Genomic DNA, 14,266 nt, shown 5'->3' on the forward strand with positions numbered 1-14,266 from the left:
GGTGCCGCGAAACCCAGGCATTGCAAGGCTGAAGGCGGCGTGAGCCCGGTCCGAATCCGGAGACCGCCGCCCTTCCATACAGACATGGCCTGCCAGATCAGGCGGCTCCTTGCCTCTCCATCATCGCGCGCCGTGCCGATCGGCGCCACTCGACGGCGCCGGCAAGGCCGTGCAGCACGGTCTCGGTGGTCGCCCAGTCGATGCAGCCATCGGTGATGCTCTGGCCATAGACGAGCGGCTTGCCGGCCACCACATCCTGCCGACCGGCGACGAGATTGCTCTCGATCATGACGCCGATGATGCGCTCGTCGCCTGCCGCCACCTGGCCCGCCACGTCAGCCGCCACTTTGGGCTGGTTCTCGGGCTTCTTGGCTGAGTTGGCGTGGCTGACATCGATCATCAGCCGCGGCGCGACACCAATGCGGGCGAGTTCCGCGGCGGCGGCCGCGACGCTCGCCGCGTCATAATTGGGCTGAACGCCGCCACGCAGGATGACATGGCAGTCCTCATTGCCGGTGGTCGCCGCTATGGCGCTGCGTCCACCCTTGGTCACCGCCATGAAATGATGCGGCTGCGCGGCCGATTTCACCGCCTCGCCGGCGATCTTGAGATTGCCGTCGGTGCCGTTCTTGAAGCCGACCGGGCAGGAGAGGCCCGATGCCAGCTCGCGATGGATCTGGCTCTCGGTCGTGCGCGCGCCGATCGCGCCCCAGGCGACGAGGTCGGCGATGTATTGCGGTATGGTCATGTCGAGGAATTCGGTCGCCGCCGGCAGGCCGAGATTGTTGACGGCCGACAGCACGTTGCGCGCCATGCGCAACCCCTTTTCGATGTTGAAGCTGCCGTCGAGGTCCGGATCGTTGATCAGCCCCTTCCAGCCGACGGTCGTGCGCGGCTTCTCGAAATAGACGCGCATGACGATCTCGAGCCGGTCGGCCAGGGCTTCGCGCAGCGCCGCCAGACGGCTGGCATAGTCAACGGCGGCGACCGGATCGTGGATGGAACAAGGGCCGACGATGACAACAAGTCGATCGTCGGCCCCTGTGAGGATGGAATGGATGGAATTGCGCGCGGTGGCAACGGTACGCGTCGCCGTCAGCGTGCGCGGTATTTCGCGCATCACCTCGTCCGGCGTGCTCAGTGTCCTGATTTCGGTGACCCGAAGGTCATCTGTGGTGGTCAACACGGCTTTCTGCTCCTGGTTGGGAGACCTGCCGGCTGAAACAAAAAAGCCGCCAGGTCTGGCGGCTGTTCGGATTTTGATGCTGCAATCTTCAGATCGAGCGCAATCCTCCCGCCGCCAGCGAGCTGCTAAAGTACCAATACGTGGCGGACAGGTTGATCATGCGGGTCATATAGTCGATGCGGGGGTGTTTGTCACGTGGGTGATGAGAGCCAATTCGGAATGGCCGAATCTCGCGATTTCGTCATCCCAGGGCGAAGCAGGAGCGAAGCTCCGTCGCGGAGACCCTGGGATCCATTCCGTGACCTTGGCCGAGGAATGCACCCGAGCAAAATTCTGCGCCGCTGCGCCGCTTCAAAGTAATGGCATGGATCCTCGGGTCTGCGCGCATCGCTTCGCTCCTTGCTCCGCCCGTGGATGACGAAGTGAGTAGCGATTCATAGCGGCAGGTCACGCGGTTCGTCGTGTTGACGTTCAAGGTCCAAATCGGCACCACGCAGTGGTGATTCCAACAGGAATTCCGCAAGCGTACCCTTTCGCCCGGTCTTTCGAAGCCATTCTTCGGCCGATACTACAAGCACGCTCGGTTTGCTGTTTTCGATGATCGTTTGGGGCGCGTACCGCGCCCGCTCGATAATCTCGGCGAACCGGGCTTTTGCCTCGGCGACAGTCCAGCTGGTATGTTCGGGCGCAGACATCATTCCACCCCCATGATTGTTCGGACTTATGACTATGAGGGAAAGGTAATGCTGCGGCAATAGTTAGGCATGCGGCTCATGGGGCCCCGCACCGTTATGCTGAACCCAGACGGCGTGCAGCGGCTCAATTGCCGTTACTCCCCAACCACGCCGGCTATGTTCTGGTCGTAGTCGACCAGCGAGCCGGTCATGACGCCGGCCTGCGGGCTCAGCATATAGGTGATCAGCTGGGCAAGCTGGGCCGGCTTCACCAACTGGCCCATCGGCTGCGCGGCCTCGGCCTTTTCCAGCCAGTCGTCCGGCGCGTCGTGCCATTTTTTCTGCACGATCGCCTCACCTTCGGTGTCCATCCAGCCGGGCAGCACGGCGTTGCAGCGGATGCGGTTCTTCCGGTAGGAGCTGGCGACATTCTTGGTCAGCGTCATCAGCGCGCCCTTGCTGGTCGAATAGGGCGTCAGGAAGGACTGACCGGCATGCGCCGACATCGACAGCACGTTGACGATCGAGCCCGGCGCCTTGCGTTCCAGCAGATGTGCGACCAGCCCCTGCATGAGGAAGAAGGGTCCCCGCACGTTGGTGTCGAATATCTGGTCGAAAAGCTCCTCTGAAGTCTCGACCAGCGAACCGCGCGCCGATGTGGCGGCGGCGTTGACCAGCGCGTTGATTGTGCCGAAATGCGAAATCGCGGTCGCCACCGCGCGCTTGCAGTCCGCCACTTTCGCAACGTCGGCGCTGATGAAGATGGCGTCGACGCCGGATTTCTTGAGGCTGGCGACGGCCTTGTCGCCCTTCTCCTGCGAGCGGCCGATGAGCGCCAGCGCCCGGCAGCCTTCATCGGCAAGCGCCTCCGCGACGGCGAAGCCAATGCCTTGCGCGCCGCCGGTGACGATGGCGCGTGTTTCTGAATTGCGATCAATTGATCCGCTCATCGTCTTGCTCCTATGATTTTGATTACCAATGGTTTTTCGAGATTCATCGAGGTTCCGATCGGTTTTCCGGTACATTGAAAACTTGGCCTAGGCGTCCTCAACCTCGTCATCCTAGGGCGAAGCAGGAGCGAAGCTCCGTCGCGGAGACCCTAGGATCCATACCGTGACCCCGGCCGAAGAACGTGGCGGAGCAGATTTCTGCACCGTTCACATCGCTCCGACGTAACGGCATGGATCCTCGGGTCTGCGCCGCGTCGCTTCGCTCCTTGCTCCGCCCGTGGATGACGACGTAATGGGTGCTCCGGCTAATCGCAAAGCCTTGTAGACTGACAAGCTGATCGCCCCAAAAAATTCGCCTCGCCGAGTCAATCGAGACGGACGGTCTTGCCTGACGTCGCCGATTTCAACGCCGCATCGGCGAGCCTCAAGGCCACAAGCCCATCCGCTCCGCTCGGAGCCGCTTTCTTGCCCGATGTCGCAGCGGTGATGAATGCTGCAATCTCATTGGCATAGGCGTCGAGATAGCGCGTCATGAAGAAGTCGTGCAGCGGCGGGCGGGTATAGCCCTTGTCGTTGGCCAACTCGATCGACACCGGCCGCTGGTTCTCGGCCGCGACCATGCCCTTCGAACCATGCACCTCGATGCGCTGGTCGTAGCCATAGGTGGCGCGGCGCGAGTTGGAGATGATGGCCTGCTTGCCTGACGCCGTCTCGAGGATGACGCTGACCGAGTCGAAATCGCCGGCCTCGCCGATTTTCTTGTCCACGAGCACCGAGGCGTGGGCGCTGACCGCAACAGGTTCCTCGCCGAGCAGGAAGCGCGCCATGTCGAAATCGTGGATGGTCATATCGCGAAAAATGCCGCCCGAGCGCTTGATGTAATCGATGGGCGGCGCGCCGGGGTCACGCGAGGTGATCGTGACCATCTCGACGGTGCCGATGGCGCCGTCATCGATCGCCTTGCGCACGGCGGCGAAATGCGGATCGAAGCGCCTGTTGAAGCCGACCATCAGCGTCGCCTTGGCCTTGTCCACCACGGCCAGGCACTTTTCCACCCGCTTGACGTCGAGGTCGATCGGTTTTTCGCAGAAGATCGCCTTGCCGGCCTTGGCGAAGCGTTCGATCAGGTCGGCATGGGTATCGGTCGGCGTGCAGATGACGATGGCGTCGATATCGCCGGATTTTTCGATGGCATCGATGGTGCGCACCTCCGCGCCATAGGCGGTCGCCAATTCGGTCGCCGCCTTCTCGAAGGCATCGGCGACGGCAACCAGTTTGGCCTGTGGATTGGAGCCAACCGCGCGGGCGTGGACCTTGCCGATGCGGCCGGCACCGAGGAGGGCGAAGCGGAGAGTCATGGAAATTTCCTCTGGGGGTGGTTCGAAGCAGGGGCGCCTGTCACGGGCGTAGAGTTTGCGGTCCGGATATATCGACGGGGAGGCGATGACCGCCGCCTCCGCGCCCGGCCCTAGGCCGCGAGTTCGGCTTCCCCGGTCTTGGCGCCAGTGATGTAGGAGACGATGTCCTGGCCGTCGGTGTTCTCCTTGCGCAGATTGGCCACGATACGGCCGCGCCGGAACACGACGATGCGGTCGCAAAGGTCGAACACCTGGCGCATATTGTGGCTGATCAGGATCAGCGGCTCGCCATTGTCCTTCAGCGTCCGGATGATGTTTTCGACCTGCGCCGTCTCCTGCACGCCAAGGGCCGCCGTCGGCTCGTCCATGATGATCAGCTTGGAAGCGAAGGTCGCTGTCCTGGCGATCGCCACGCACTGGCGCTGGCCGCCCGACATGTGGCGGATGGTGTTGGAGAGGTTGGGTATTTTCACCGCGGTGCGCACCAGTGCCGCCTCGGTCGCCTTGCGCATATATTTGCGGTCGAGGATCGAGAATGGCCCGAGATTGAACAGCACCTTTTCGCGGCCGAGAAACAGGTTCGACGGCACGTCGAGGTCGTCGGCCAGTGCCAGGTTCTGGAACACGGTCTCGATGCCCGCCTCGCGTGCCGCGATGGGACCTGTAAAATTCACTTCCTTGCCGTCGAACCAGATCTTGCCGCTGGTGCGCTGTTCGACCGCCGTGATCTGGCGCACGAAAGTCGACTTGCCGGCGCCATTGTCGCCCATGATGGCGACATGTTCGCCCTTGCGCAGCTCGAAGTTCGCGCCCTCGAGCGCATGCACGCCGCCATAGCGCTTGGTCAGGTTTTCGGTCTTCAGGACAATGTCTGACATGGTCAAGCCCTCAATGCACGCATACGTTGGCGCCACTGGTCGAGAACGACCGCTCCGACGATGATCACGCCCTTGACCATCTCCTGATAGTAGGCGTCGAGGCGCAGGAAGGTGAAGCCGGAGATGATGACGCCAAAGATCAGCGATCCGATCACGGTGCCGATGATGGAGCCGCGCCCGCCCGACAGCGAAACGCCGCCGATGACCGCCATGGCGATGGCGTCGAGTTCATACATCACGCCCATGCCGGACTGGGCGGTGAGATTCTTGGAGGAGAGCACCACGGCGGCGAGCGAGGCCAGGATCCCGGCAATGACATAGACCAGGATCTTGTGGTTGGCGATCTTGATGCCGGACATGCGCGCGGCGTCCTCGTTGGAGCCGATGGCGTAACAGTGCTTGCCGTATCTTGTGTAGGTCAAGATGAGCTGGAACAGGATCGCCAGCGAGATGAAGATGATGACCGGCATCAAGCCCTTGCCGATTGCCGCGAAACTGTCGGTCGGAAACGAGATCGGCTGGCCCTTGGACCACCATTTGGCAATGCCGCGCGCCGTCACCATCATGCCGAGCGTGGCGATGAAGGGCGGAATGCGCGTGTAGGCGATCAAGGCGCCGTTGACCAGGCCGGCAAGCAGGCCGCAGCCGATCGCCACCAGCACCGGCACGATGACCGGCAGGTCGGTCCAGCCCTCCGCGAGGAACATCGCCTTGGGATTGGGGTTGCCGTTGACGGTCGCCACCTGGGCGAAGCTCATGGCGATCATTGCGGTGGCGCCGACGATCGAGCCCGAGGACAGGTCGATGCCGCCTGTTATGATCACCTGCGTGACGCCGATGGCGATGATGCCGACGATCGACACTTGCAGGATGATGATCTGCAGGCGCGCCTCGTTGAAGATGCCGCTGACGTCGCTGCGCGTGTTGAACAGGAAGCTGTCGCCGAGAAAGATCCGGCCGATCGCCTCGAAGATGACGACGAGAATGACGAGCGCCAGGAAAACGTTGAATTCGGCCGGCCATGTGCGCTTCTTCGCGTCATAGCTGAGCCCGCCGACGCCATGAGATGTCTGTGCCAATCCTCTATCCTCCGTCAGCCACGGCCGTCCTCACGTCTTTCAGACGCTGAGAAAGAGAGCGGCGCTACCTTTAGCCTGGGAGCGCCGCTCCGTATGTCCGCCGCTCAGTTCTTCTTCAGGAACTTGTCGATGTTGGCCGGTGTAACCAGCTGGAACGGGACGTAGACCTTGTGCTCCACCTTCTCGCCCTTGGCGAGCTTCAGCGCCGCGTCCAGCGCGCCAGCGCCCTGGCCGGCAGCGTCCTGGAACACGGTCACGGCAAGGTCGCCCGCCTGCATCGCCACAAGCGCGTCCTGGGTGGCGTCCACCCCACCGACGATCACGGTTTTCATGTCGATGTTGCCGGCTTTCATCGCCTGGATTGCGCCGATGGCGCTTTCGTCATTGTTGGCGATGACGCCGTCGAACTTCTTGCCTGTCGACAGCCAGTTGGTCATCAGGTTCTGGGCCTGGTCGCGATCCCAGTTCGACGTCTGCTTGTCGATGATCTTGATGAAGTTGCACTCCGGGGTGGCGATGACTTCCTCGATGTCCTTGGTACGCTGCACGGCGGCCTGGTTGGAAAGCTCGCCCATGATCACATAGACATTGGCTTCCTTCTTGCCGGCTGCCTTGAACAGGCGGCAGACTTCCTTGGTTTCCAGCGTGCCGGAATCGGCTTCGTTCGAAGCGACGAAGGCCTGGTTGTCCGGCAGCGTGTTCACATTGACCGGCTCGCGATTGACATAGACCAGCGGGACCTTGGCGGCGGCGGCGGCGTCCGACATCGCCTGGGTGGCCGAGGTGTCGACCGGGTTGACGATGATGGCGTCGACGCCCGAGGCGGCGAAGTTCTTGATCTGGTCGAGCTGCTTGGCGACGTCGTTCTGCGCGTCCTCGACCTGCAGTTCGACACCGCTCATGCCCTTGGCCTGCGCGATCATGCCGTTGCGCAACACGGTCAGGAAATTGTCGTCGAACTTGGCCATCGATACGCCGATCTTGGCGGCCATGGCGGATGAACTCATCAGCGCCGCGAAGGCGACGCCCAAAAGCAGTTTCTTCATTGTGTTTCTCCTCCACTTTTGGTGTCCGGTTGCACCGATCTATCCGGAATCCCCGATCTCCCCGGGGAATCTCTCCCTGATATCGTTTCGTTCCGCAGGGCGTTCCCCTGCACGGGCTGGAACGCCAAACCTCCGTTTGAAACAGATGTTCCGGAACGAAAGAACCAAAATGCGCAGTTGGTGAAATATTTATTCCATTTCGCATCGAGGCGTCAAGGGCGATTCCAAATCTGGACGCGGGATTTTGATGTCGATGCGGGAAGCCATGTGCCAAGCGGTCGGCCGCGCGACGATGCGGCTCCTATCAACCGTGATGGATTCTTTCATCCTGCCGGCGGGATGCGCCGGGTGTCGAGGTAATCGCTAGATATTTTCGGGCAGATAGATATCGAACGGCAGGAATGTCTGTCCTGGCGCGTTCGCCGCGCCGGTTTCGATAGCATGCGCCATGAGGTCGAGCAATTCGCGGCAAAGTGCGGCCAGCGGCGTGGAGATAACCATCGTCAGGATCCCGTCGGCCAGGGCCGAACGCGAGACCGCCGTGATCTCGTTGCAGACGACCGCCGGCATCTCGGCCGGCTTTGCCTGCCTCAGTGCCGCGACCGCGCCTTCCATGCCGCCGCCGGCGACGTAGCAGCCGACCAGATCGGGGTGGCGGCCAAGAAGCTCGAGCAGCGTGTCCTGTGTGATCTGGTTGGCCTCGAGATTGACCAGCGTTTCCAGCAGGGTGAAGTCCGGCGCCTGTTCGCGGAAGAAAGAGCGAAAGCCGATCTCGCGCAGTTCATGCCCATGAAAACGGTGGCTGCCGACGAACAGCGCGACCTTGCCCGGCCGCCTCGCCGCCTTCGAAATCATCCAGGCAGCGGTGCGGCCGACCTTGCGATTGTCGAGGCCGACATAGCCCTCGCGGATACCGGCGGCGAAGTCGGACAGCAACGAAAAGACCGGCAGTCCCCTGGCCTTCATCTGCTCGACCGTGACCGTCAGCGTCGGGTGATCAGGCCCGACCAGGGCGACGGCCCTGCATTTGGCCGCCAGCTTGCGCGTGCGCTCGACGATCTCGTCCGGCGTCAGCGAACTGGCGAAATCGATGACCGCGACGCCGCGGAAGCGCCGCGATTGCGACACCGCGAGTTCGAGCTGCCGCGCGAACTCCGTGTAGAAGACATCATTGCCTCTCAAAAGCAGAAAGCCGAGCCGGTACTCCGGCAGTTCGTGGCGCATCCGCTGCTTGATCAGGCCGGCCGCGTGGTAGCCGATCTCGGTCGCGGTCTCATAGACGCGGCGCGCGGTCTCCTCGCGCACCGGCAGGCGGTTGTTGAGCACGCGGTCCACCGTGGCGACGCTGACGCCCGAGACGCGCGCCAGATCTGATATGGTCGGTCGTTTCGCCATGATCGCCCTCGTTCGATTTCCAACATCGATACGCTATTTTGATAGGAAATGATAGAAACTATCTTTGTGATATTGAGTCTATCACGGGTCGGCGGTATTTTTCAGGATCGAAGCCAGATTGGTGCCAAAAGCAACAGGTGATTGGCATTCGCTCGGGCGAGTGCCCTTGCCCAAGGAGGCAATCATGACCAGGAGGCAATCATGACCGCAACGCCGTCCCGGCGTGACTACAGCCTGATCGGCCGCGACGCCAAGCTCGCCGTGGAAAGCGGCCTGTCGGCGGCCGAATGGTATCACACCGATATTCCCCGCAAGCAGATGAAGGAGCTGATGCAGCGCTCCGACGGCCCGGCCATCCGCGACACCGCGATCTGGATTGCCGCGCTGGTCGTCAGCGGCGCCGGCGGCGCCTGGTTATGGGGCACCTGGTGGTGCGTGCCGTTCTTTTTCGTCTATGGCGTCCTCTATGGTTCGTCCACCGATTCACGCTGGCACGAATGCGGCCACGGCACGGCGTTCCGGACGCAATGGATGAATGATGCGGTCTATCAGATCGCCTGCTTCATGATCATGCGCAATCCGGTGACCTGGCGCTGGAGCCACACGCGTCATCACACCGACACCATCATCGTCGGCCGCGACCCGGAAATCTCGGTCATGCGGCCGCCGGACCTGGTGCGCGCCATTCTCGGCTTTGTCGGCGTGCTCGATGCCTGGCATGCGATGAGCGACATGCTGCGCAACGCCGCCGGCAACATCAGCGCGGCCGAAAAGACCTTCATTCCGGAGCAGGAGCAGAAGAAGGCGATCCGCATTGCCCGCATCTGGACGGCGATCTATGCCGCGACCATCGCGCTGGCGCTGTATTTCGGCTCGTTCCTGCCCTTGATGCTGGTCGGCCTGCCGAGGCTCTATGGCGCCTGGCATCACGTCATGGTCGGCCTGCTGCAGCATGGCGGCCTTGCCGACAACGTCACCGACCATCGGCTGAACAGCCGCACCGTCTACATGAACCCGATCAGCCGCTTCATCTACTGGAACATGAACTATCATGTAGAGCATCACATGTTCCCGATGGTGCCTTACCATGCGCTGCCGAAGCTGCATGCGCTGATCAAACACGACCTGCCGGCGCCGACCCCGTCGATCCTGGCGGGCTATCGCGAGATGATCCCGGTCTTCCTGCGCCAGTTGCGCAATGAGGATTATTTCCTGAAGCGCGAATTGCCGCCGACCGCAAGGCCGTACCGCGAGGAATTCCACAACGATGCCGTCGCCGTCGCGGCGGAGTGATGGTGCGATCGAAATTTGCCGGGAGGACTGAATGAGCGACTGGGTCGAGGCCTGTGCTGCTGATGATATCGATGAAGAGGACGTGATGCGCTTCGATCACGGCGGACGTACCTTCGCCATCTATCGCAGCCCGGACGACGAATATTTCGCCACCGACGGCCTCTGCACGCATGAGAAGGTGCATCTGGCCGACGGCCTGGTGATGGACGACATCATCGAATGTCCCAAGCACAATGGCCGCTTCAACTACAAGACGGGTGCGGCCAGGGGCGCGCCGGTCTGCGTCAACCTCAGGACCTACCCGGTCAAGGTCGACGCCGGCAAAGTCCTCGTTCAGATCGGGTGACGGACATGGCGCGGGGAATGGTCATCATCGGTGCCGGCGAATGCGGCGGGCGGGCCGCCCTTGGATTGCGCGATCTCGGCTATGACGGGCCGGTGACGCTGGCCGGCGACGAACCGCATCTGCCCTACGAGCGTCCGCCTCTGTCCAAGGATGCGATGGCCAGCGACGCGCTTGCCGTCAAGGCGATCGCCAGCGATGGGATGCTGGCCGAAAAGTCGATCCGACATATCCATTCCATCCAGGCGGTGGCGATCGATCGCGCGGCGCATACGGTGCGTCTGTCGGACGGTTCGGTCCTGCCTTACGACAAGCTGCTGCTGGCTACCGGCTCGACGCCGCGCAAACTGCCGATGCCCGGTCTCGGCGCGCGCTGCGTCTATCTCAGGACCTTCGCCGACGCGCTGGCCATTCGCGCCCATCTCAGTGCCGGCAACCGCATCGCCATCGTCGGCGGCGGCTTCATCGGCCTTGAACTCGCCGCTGCCGCCCGCAAGCTCGGCGCCTCGGTCACTGTCATCGAGGCACAGCCGCGCATTCTGATGCGCGGCGTGCCGACCGAGATTGCCGAAATCATTCACCAGGCGCACATTGCCGAGGACGTCAAAATCCTGTGCGGTGACGGCATTGCGGCCATCGCCGATGACGGCAAGGAAGTGCGCGTGTCGCTTGCGGGCGGACGGGAAATCGCAGCCGATCTCGCCATCATCGGCATCGGCGCCGTGCCGGTGACCGGGCTCGCGGCCGAAGCAGGCCTCACCATAGACAACGGCATTGCCGTCGACGCTGAATTGCGCACGAGCGACCCCGACATCTTCGCCGCCGGCGACTGCTGTTCATTCCCGCTCGCCGTCTATGGCGGTCGGCGCGTGCGGCTGGAAGCCTGGCGCAATGCACAGGAACAGGGCGCGCTTGCTGCAAGAAACATGCTGGGTGCCGGCGAGGCGCATGCGGCGGTGCCGTGGTTCTGGTCGGATCAGTATGGCCTGTCCCTGCAGATCGCTGGTCTAGCGGACGAAGGCCGTTCTGTCGTCCGCCGCGATCTCGGCGACGGCGCCTTCATCCTCTTCCATTTGGCGCAGGACGGCAGGCTGGTGGCGGCCAGCGGCATCGGCCCCGGCAATGCGGTCGCCCGCGACATCAGGCTGGCCGAAATGCTGATCGGCAGGCAGGCCAAGCCCGCGCCGGAGTCATTGGGATCGCAGGCCGTCAAGCTGAAGTCGTTGCTGGCGGCGTAGGGGCGCAGGGCTAATTGTGGAAGTCGGCGCCGCCTCTCATTGCCCTGCCGGGCGTTCGTCGTTCGAAAAGCCAAGCAATTGGCTTTTCGTCCGCTGCGCGGACCACTTCTCAACTCCCCGTATAGTGACGGGGAGAAAGTAGCTGGCCGCAACCTCTCGGCGCCTCTTGCAACGCTGATGATTGGCGAAACCGGCAATGACAGTGCCCTTCTCCCCGTCACTATACGGGGAGAAGATGCCGGCAGGCAGATGAGGGGCGGCGTAAACGCTGGAAGCCGCGCGACACCGATCCCCCGCAGCACTGAACTTCACTGGACTCTAAAACAACGCCCTAAGCTCGTACAATTTGTCGTTGACCAGCCAGCCATAATAATTCTCTTCCGGCAGCTTTTCCGGCTCGCCCGCGGCGCGGCGTTTGTCGTTTTCCGCCTTCAGCGCATAGGCGCGCTGCTCCGGATTGCCGACATTGTAGAGCGTGGCGGTCAGCCCCGGATTGCCCGAAATGTCGAAGCCGGCAATGCTCTTGTAGGCATCGATCGATTTCTTGATCGTCGCGGCGACATAAGGCAGCGTCAGGTCCGGATCCATGATGGTCTTGTAGACCGAGTTGGGATCGCCGACGTCGAGCTTCGGCAGGCCCGAAACCTTGTGCACGAGATCGCTCATCTGCAAGGCGGTCAGCGGATTGAGTTGGCCGAGGCCGAAGGTCTGGCCCGCATAGTAGGGCTGGAAGAAAGTGGCGCCGAAGCGGTTGTCGGGGAAATCCTCGCCGCCGACGGTCTTGCCGCGAAACGAATGGTTCCAGACCTGTTCACGGCATTCCCACAGATCGTAGCTGTCCGAGATTGCACCGCATTTTTTGAATTCCGGCCGCTGTACGAAATCGCTGACATCCTCGCCGTCATAGGCGAAGGACAGTTTGCTGGAGAGGTAGGAGATCGCCTTGACGTAGTAGGTCTGCAGCCGGTCATAGGCGTCGACATTATAGGTGTGCTCGCCGACGATGGCGCCGACAATATGCATAGGATCGATGCCATAGGCGCTTGCTGCCTTCTTGATCTTGCCGCGCAGATCGGCGTCGTTCTGCAGCAGCGCATAGACCTTGCGATACTTCGCCTGGAAGGTGGTGTTGGTCGCTTGCGTGCGCCGGCTGGAGGCGCCGGGAATATCGGGCTGCTCGGCATTTCGGTTTCCCGGCGGCACCAGCGTCGCCGCGTCGGCGGCGAAAAGCGTCGCCGCCAGCGTCAAGCCGAGAATGAACAGGATCAATTTTTTCATGCGCCGCCGCCTACAGGTATTGCCGCGCAAACTAGGGTATCGCTCTTGGTCGAGTCGAGAGCGCCCCTTCGGTCGGCGAGACGAAAGGTGGCCAGATGGTACCATCTGGCCACACATTGATTCTTGCCGGAAACGGTGCCGAAGCATCGGTCAAAGTTGTTGGAGCGCCCTTTGCGCGTCCAGAGGACGCGCGGCGCTCCAATCCCGGCGCCGGAACATTCCGGCGCTGGCGTTTAAAGGATGAATCGCGACAAATCTGTGTTTCGCGACAGGTCGCCCACATGCTTCTCGACGTAGGCGGCGTCGATGGTGACGGCCGTGCCGTGGCGGTCCGGCGCGTCGTAGGAAATGTCGTCCAGCACCCGCTCCATCACCGTCTGCAGCCGCCTGGCACCGATATTCTCGATGCTGGCGTTGAGGTCGACAGCCACACCGGCAAGCGAATCGATGGCGTCGTCGGTGAAGGTCAGGTCGACACCCTCGGTCTTCATCAGCGCGATATACTGCTTTATCAGGCTGGCCTCGGTCTCGGTCAGGATACGGACGAAATCCTCCTTCTCCAGCGCACGCAATTCGACGCGGATCGGCAGGCGGCCCTGCAGTTCCGGCAAAAGGTCGGACGGCTTCGAGACGTGGAACGCACCCGATGCGATGAACAGGATATGATCGGTCTTCACCGGCCCATACTTGGTCGCCACCGTCGTGCCTTCGACCAGCGGCAGCAGATCACGTTGCACGCCTTCGCGGGAAGGGCCACCGGAAATGTCGGATCTCGCCGCGATCTTATCGATCTCGTCGAGGAAGACGATGCCATCGTTTTCCGTCGCATCGAGCGCCCGGCGCACCACCTCGTCCTGGTCGAGCAGCTTGTCGGACTCGTCATTGACCAGCAGGTCGTAGGATTCCTTCACCGTCGTCTTGCGCAGCTTGGTCTTCTTGCCGCCCATCGCCTTCGACAGCATGTCGTTGATGTTGAGCACCCCGATATTGGCGCCCGGCATGCCGGGGATCTCGAAGCCGGGCATGCCGCCATTGCCGGTGTCCGCCACTTCGATCTCGATTTCCTTGTCGTCGAGCTCGCCTTCGCGCAGCTTCTTGCGGAAGGAGTCACGCGTCGCCGGGCTTGCCGTCTTGCCGACCAGCGCCTCCAGCACCCGTTCCTCGGCGTTGATGTGGGCGCGCGCCTTGACGTCCTCGCGCATCTTCTCGCGCACCAGGCCGATGGCGATCTCGACAAGGTCGCGCACGATCTGCTCGACATCCCGGCCGACATAGCCGACCTCGGTGAACTTGGTCGCCTCGACCTTGACGAAGGGCGCCCCGGCCAACCGCGCCAGGCGGCGCGAGATCTCGGTCTTGCCGACGCCGGTCGGCCCGATCATCAGGATGTTCTTGGGCATCACCTCTTCGCGCATCTGCCCTTCCAACTGCTGGCGGCGCCAGCGGTTGCGGAGCGCAATGGCCACGGCGCGCTTGGCGTCCTTCTGGCCGATGATGAAGCGGTCGAGTTCCGAAACGATTTCGCGGGGAGAAAATGTGCTCATATCA

The 14,266-nt window shown here is 62.4% G+C and carries 13 protein-coding genes; 3 read left to right on the forward strand and 10 right to left on the reverse strand.

All coding sequences use genetic code 11. The features are described from left to right. Window positions 1-97: 97 nt before the first annotated feature. From FJ548_RS09435 to FJ548_RS09470, 8 genes are all read right to left on the reverse strand, one after another. A complete protein-coding gene (locus tag FJ548_RS09435) occupies window positions 98-1,186 on the reverse strand; it encodes a 3-deoxy-7-phosphoheptulonate synthase (protein WP_140690913.1) in 1,089 nt (362 codons plus the stop codon). 434 nt (window positions 1,187-1,620) lie between these two features. Then, window positions 1,621-1,884: a type II toxin-antitoxin system prevent-host-death family antitoxin gene (locus FJ548_RS09440; RefSeq protein WP_140766688.1), complete on the reverse strand. Its 264-nt coding sequence runs from the start codon at window positions 1,882-1,884 to the stop codon at window positions 1,621-1,623. Window positions 1,885-2,015: 131 nt separating this feature from the next. Then, entirely contained in the window at window positions 2,016-2,810 is a 795-nt protein-coding gene (locus FJ548_RS09445; protein WP_140777711.1) for an SDR family oxidoreductase, read from the reverse strand. 365 nt (window positions 2,811-3,175) lie between these two features. Further along, window positions 3,176-4,168: an inositol 2-dehydrogenase gene (gene iolG, locus FJ548_RS09450; protein WP_140777712.1), complete on the reverse strand. Its 993-nt coding sequence runs from the start codon at window positions 4,166-4,168 to the stop codon at window positions 3,176-3,178. A gap of 110 nt (window positions 4,169-4,278) precedes the next feature. Further along, window positions 4,279-5,046 (reverse strand): ATP-binding cassette domain-containing protein, encoded by a 768-nt coding sequence (locus FJ548_RS09455; RefSeq protein ID WP_140767453.1) that lies wholly within the window; start codon window positions 5,044-5,046, stop codon window positions 4,279-4,281. A gap of 2 nt (window positions 5,047-5,048) precedes the next feature. After that, on the reverse strand, window positions 5,049-6,125 hold the full coding sequence (locus tag FJ548_RS09460) for an ABC transporter permease (RefSeq protein ID WP_140777713.1): 1,077 nt from the start codon (window positions 6,123-6,125) through the stop codon (window positions 5,049-5,051). Window positions 6,126-6,229: 104 nt separating this feature from the next. Next, window positions 6,230-7,171: a sugar ABC transporter substrate-binding protein gene (locus tag FJ548_RS09465; RefSeq protein ID WP_140606627.1), complete on the reverse strand. Its 942-nt coding sequence runs from the start codon at window positions 7,169-7,171 to the stop codon at window positions 6,230-6,232. Window positions 7,172-7,534: 363 nt separating this feature from the next. Then, window positions 7,535-8,566, reverse strand: coding sequence for a LacI family DNA-binding transcriptional regulator (locus FJ548_RS09470; RefSeq protein ID WP_140777714.1), 1,032 nt, complete (start codon window positions 8,564-8,566; stop codon window positions 7,535-7,537). 201 nt (window positions 8,567-8,767) lie between these two features. On the opposite strand from FJ548_RS09470, the gene FJ548_RS09475 reads away from it, so the two are divergent. From FJ548_RS09475 to FJ548_RS09485, 3 genes are read left to right on the forward strand one after another with little or no spacing between them, the layout of a single operon-like run. Beyond that, window positions 8,768-9,859 (forward strand): fatty acid desaturase family protein, encoded by a 1,092-nt coding sequence (locus tag FJ548_RS09475; protein WP_140777715.1) that lies wholly within the window; start codon window positions 8,768-8,770, stop codon window positions 9,857-9,859. A gap of 31 nt (window positions 9,860-9,890) precedes the next feature. Further along, window positions 9,891-10,205: a MocE family 2Fe-2S type ferredoxin gene (locus FJ548_RS09480; protein ID WP_140606630.1), complete on the forward strand. Its 315-nt coding sequence runs from the start codon at window positions 9,891-9,893 to the stop codon at window positions 10,203-10,205. Window positions 10,206-10,210: 5 nt separating this feature from the next. Further along, window positions 10,211-11,440 carry an FAD-dependent oxidoreductase gene (locus tag FJ548_RS09485; protein WP_140777716.1) on the forward strand — a complete coding sequence of 410 codons (1,230 nt, stop codon included), beginning with the start codon at window positions 10,211-10,213 and terminating at the stop codon, window positions 11,438-11,440. A gap of 318 nt (window positions 11,441-11,758) precedes the next feature. Here the strand turns inward: FJ548_RS09485 and FJ548_RS09490 are convergent, their stop codons facing one another. Both FJ548_RS09490 and hslU read right to left on the reverse strand, forming a co-directional pair. Next, on the reverse strand, window positions 11,759-12,718 hold the full coding sequence (locus tag FJ548_RS09490; RefSeq protein ID WP_140777717.1) for a DUF1402 family protein: 960 nt from the start codon (window positions 12,716-12,718) through the stop codon (window positions 11,759-11,761). A 233-nt stretch (window positions 12,719-12,951) separates the two neighbouring features. Beyond that, window positions 12,952-14,262, reverse strand: a complete 1,311-nt coding sequence (gene hslU, locus FJ548_RS09495; protein WP_140777718.1) for an ATP-dependent protease ATPase subunit HslU — start codon at window positions 14,260-14,262, stop codon at window positions 12,952-12,954. Between the last annotated feature and the right edge of the window lie 4 nt (window positions 14,263-14,266).

Source organism: Mesorhizobium sp. B2-4-17 (assembly GCF_006441275.1).
Taxonomy (GTDB): Bacteria; Pseudomonadota; Alphaproteobacteria; order Rhizobiales; family Rhizobiaceae; genus Mesorhizobium.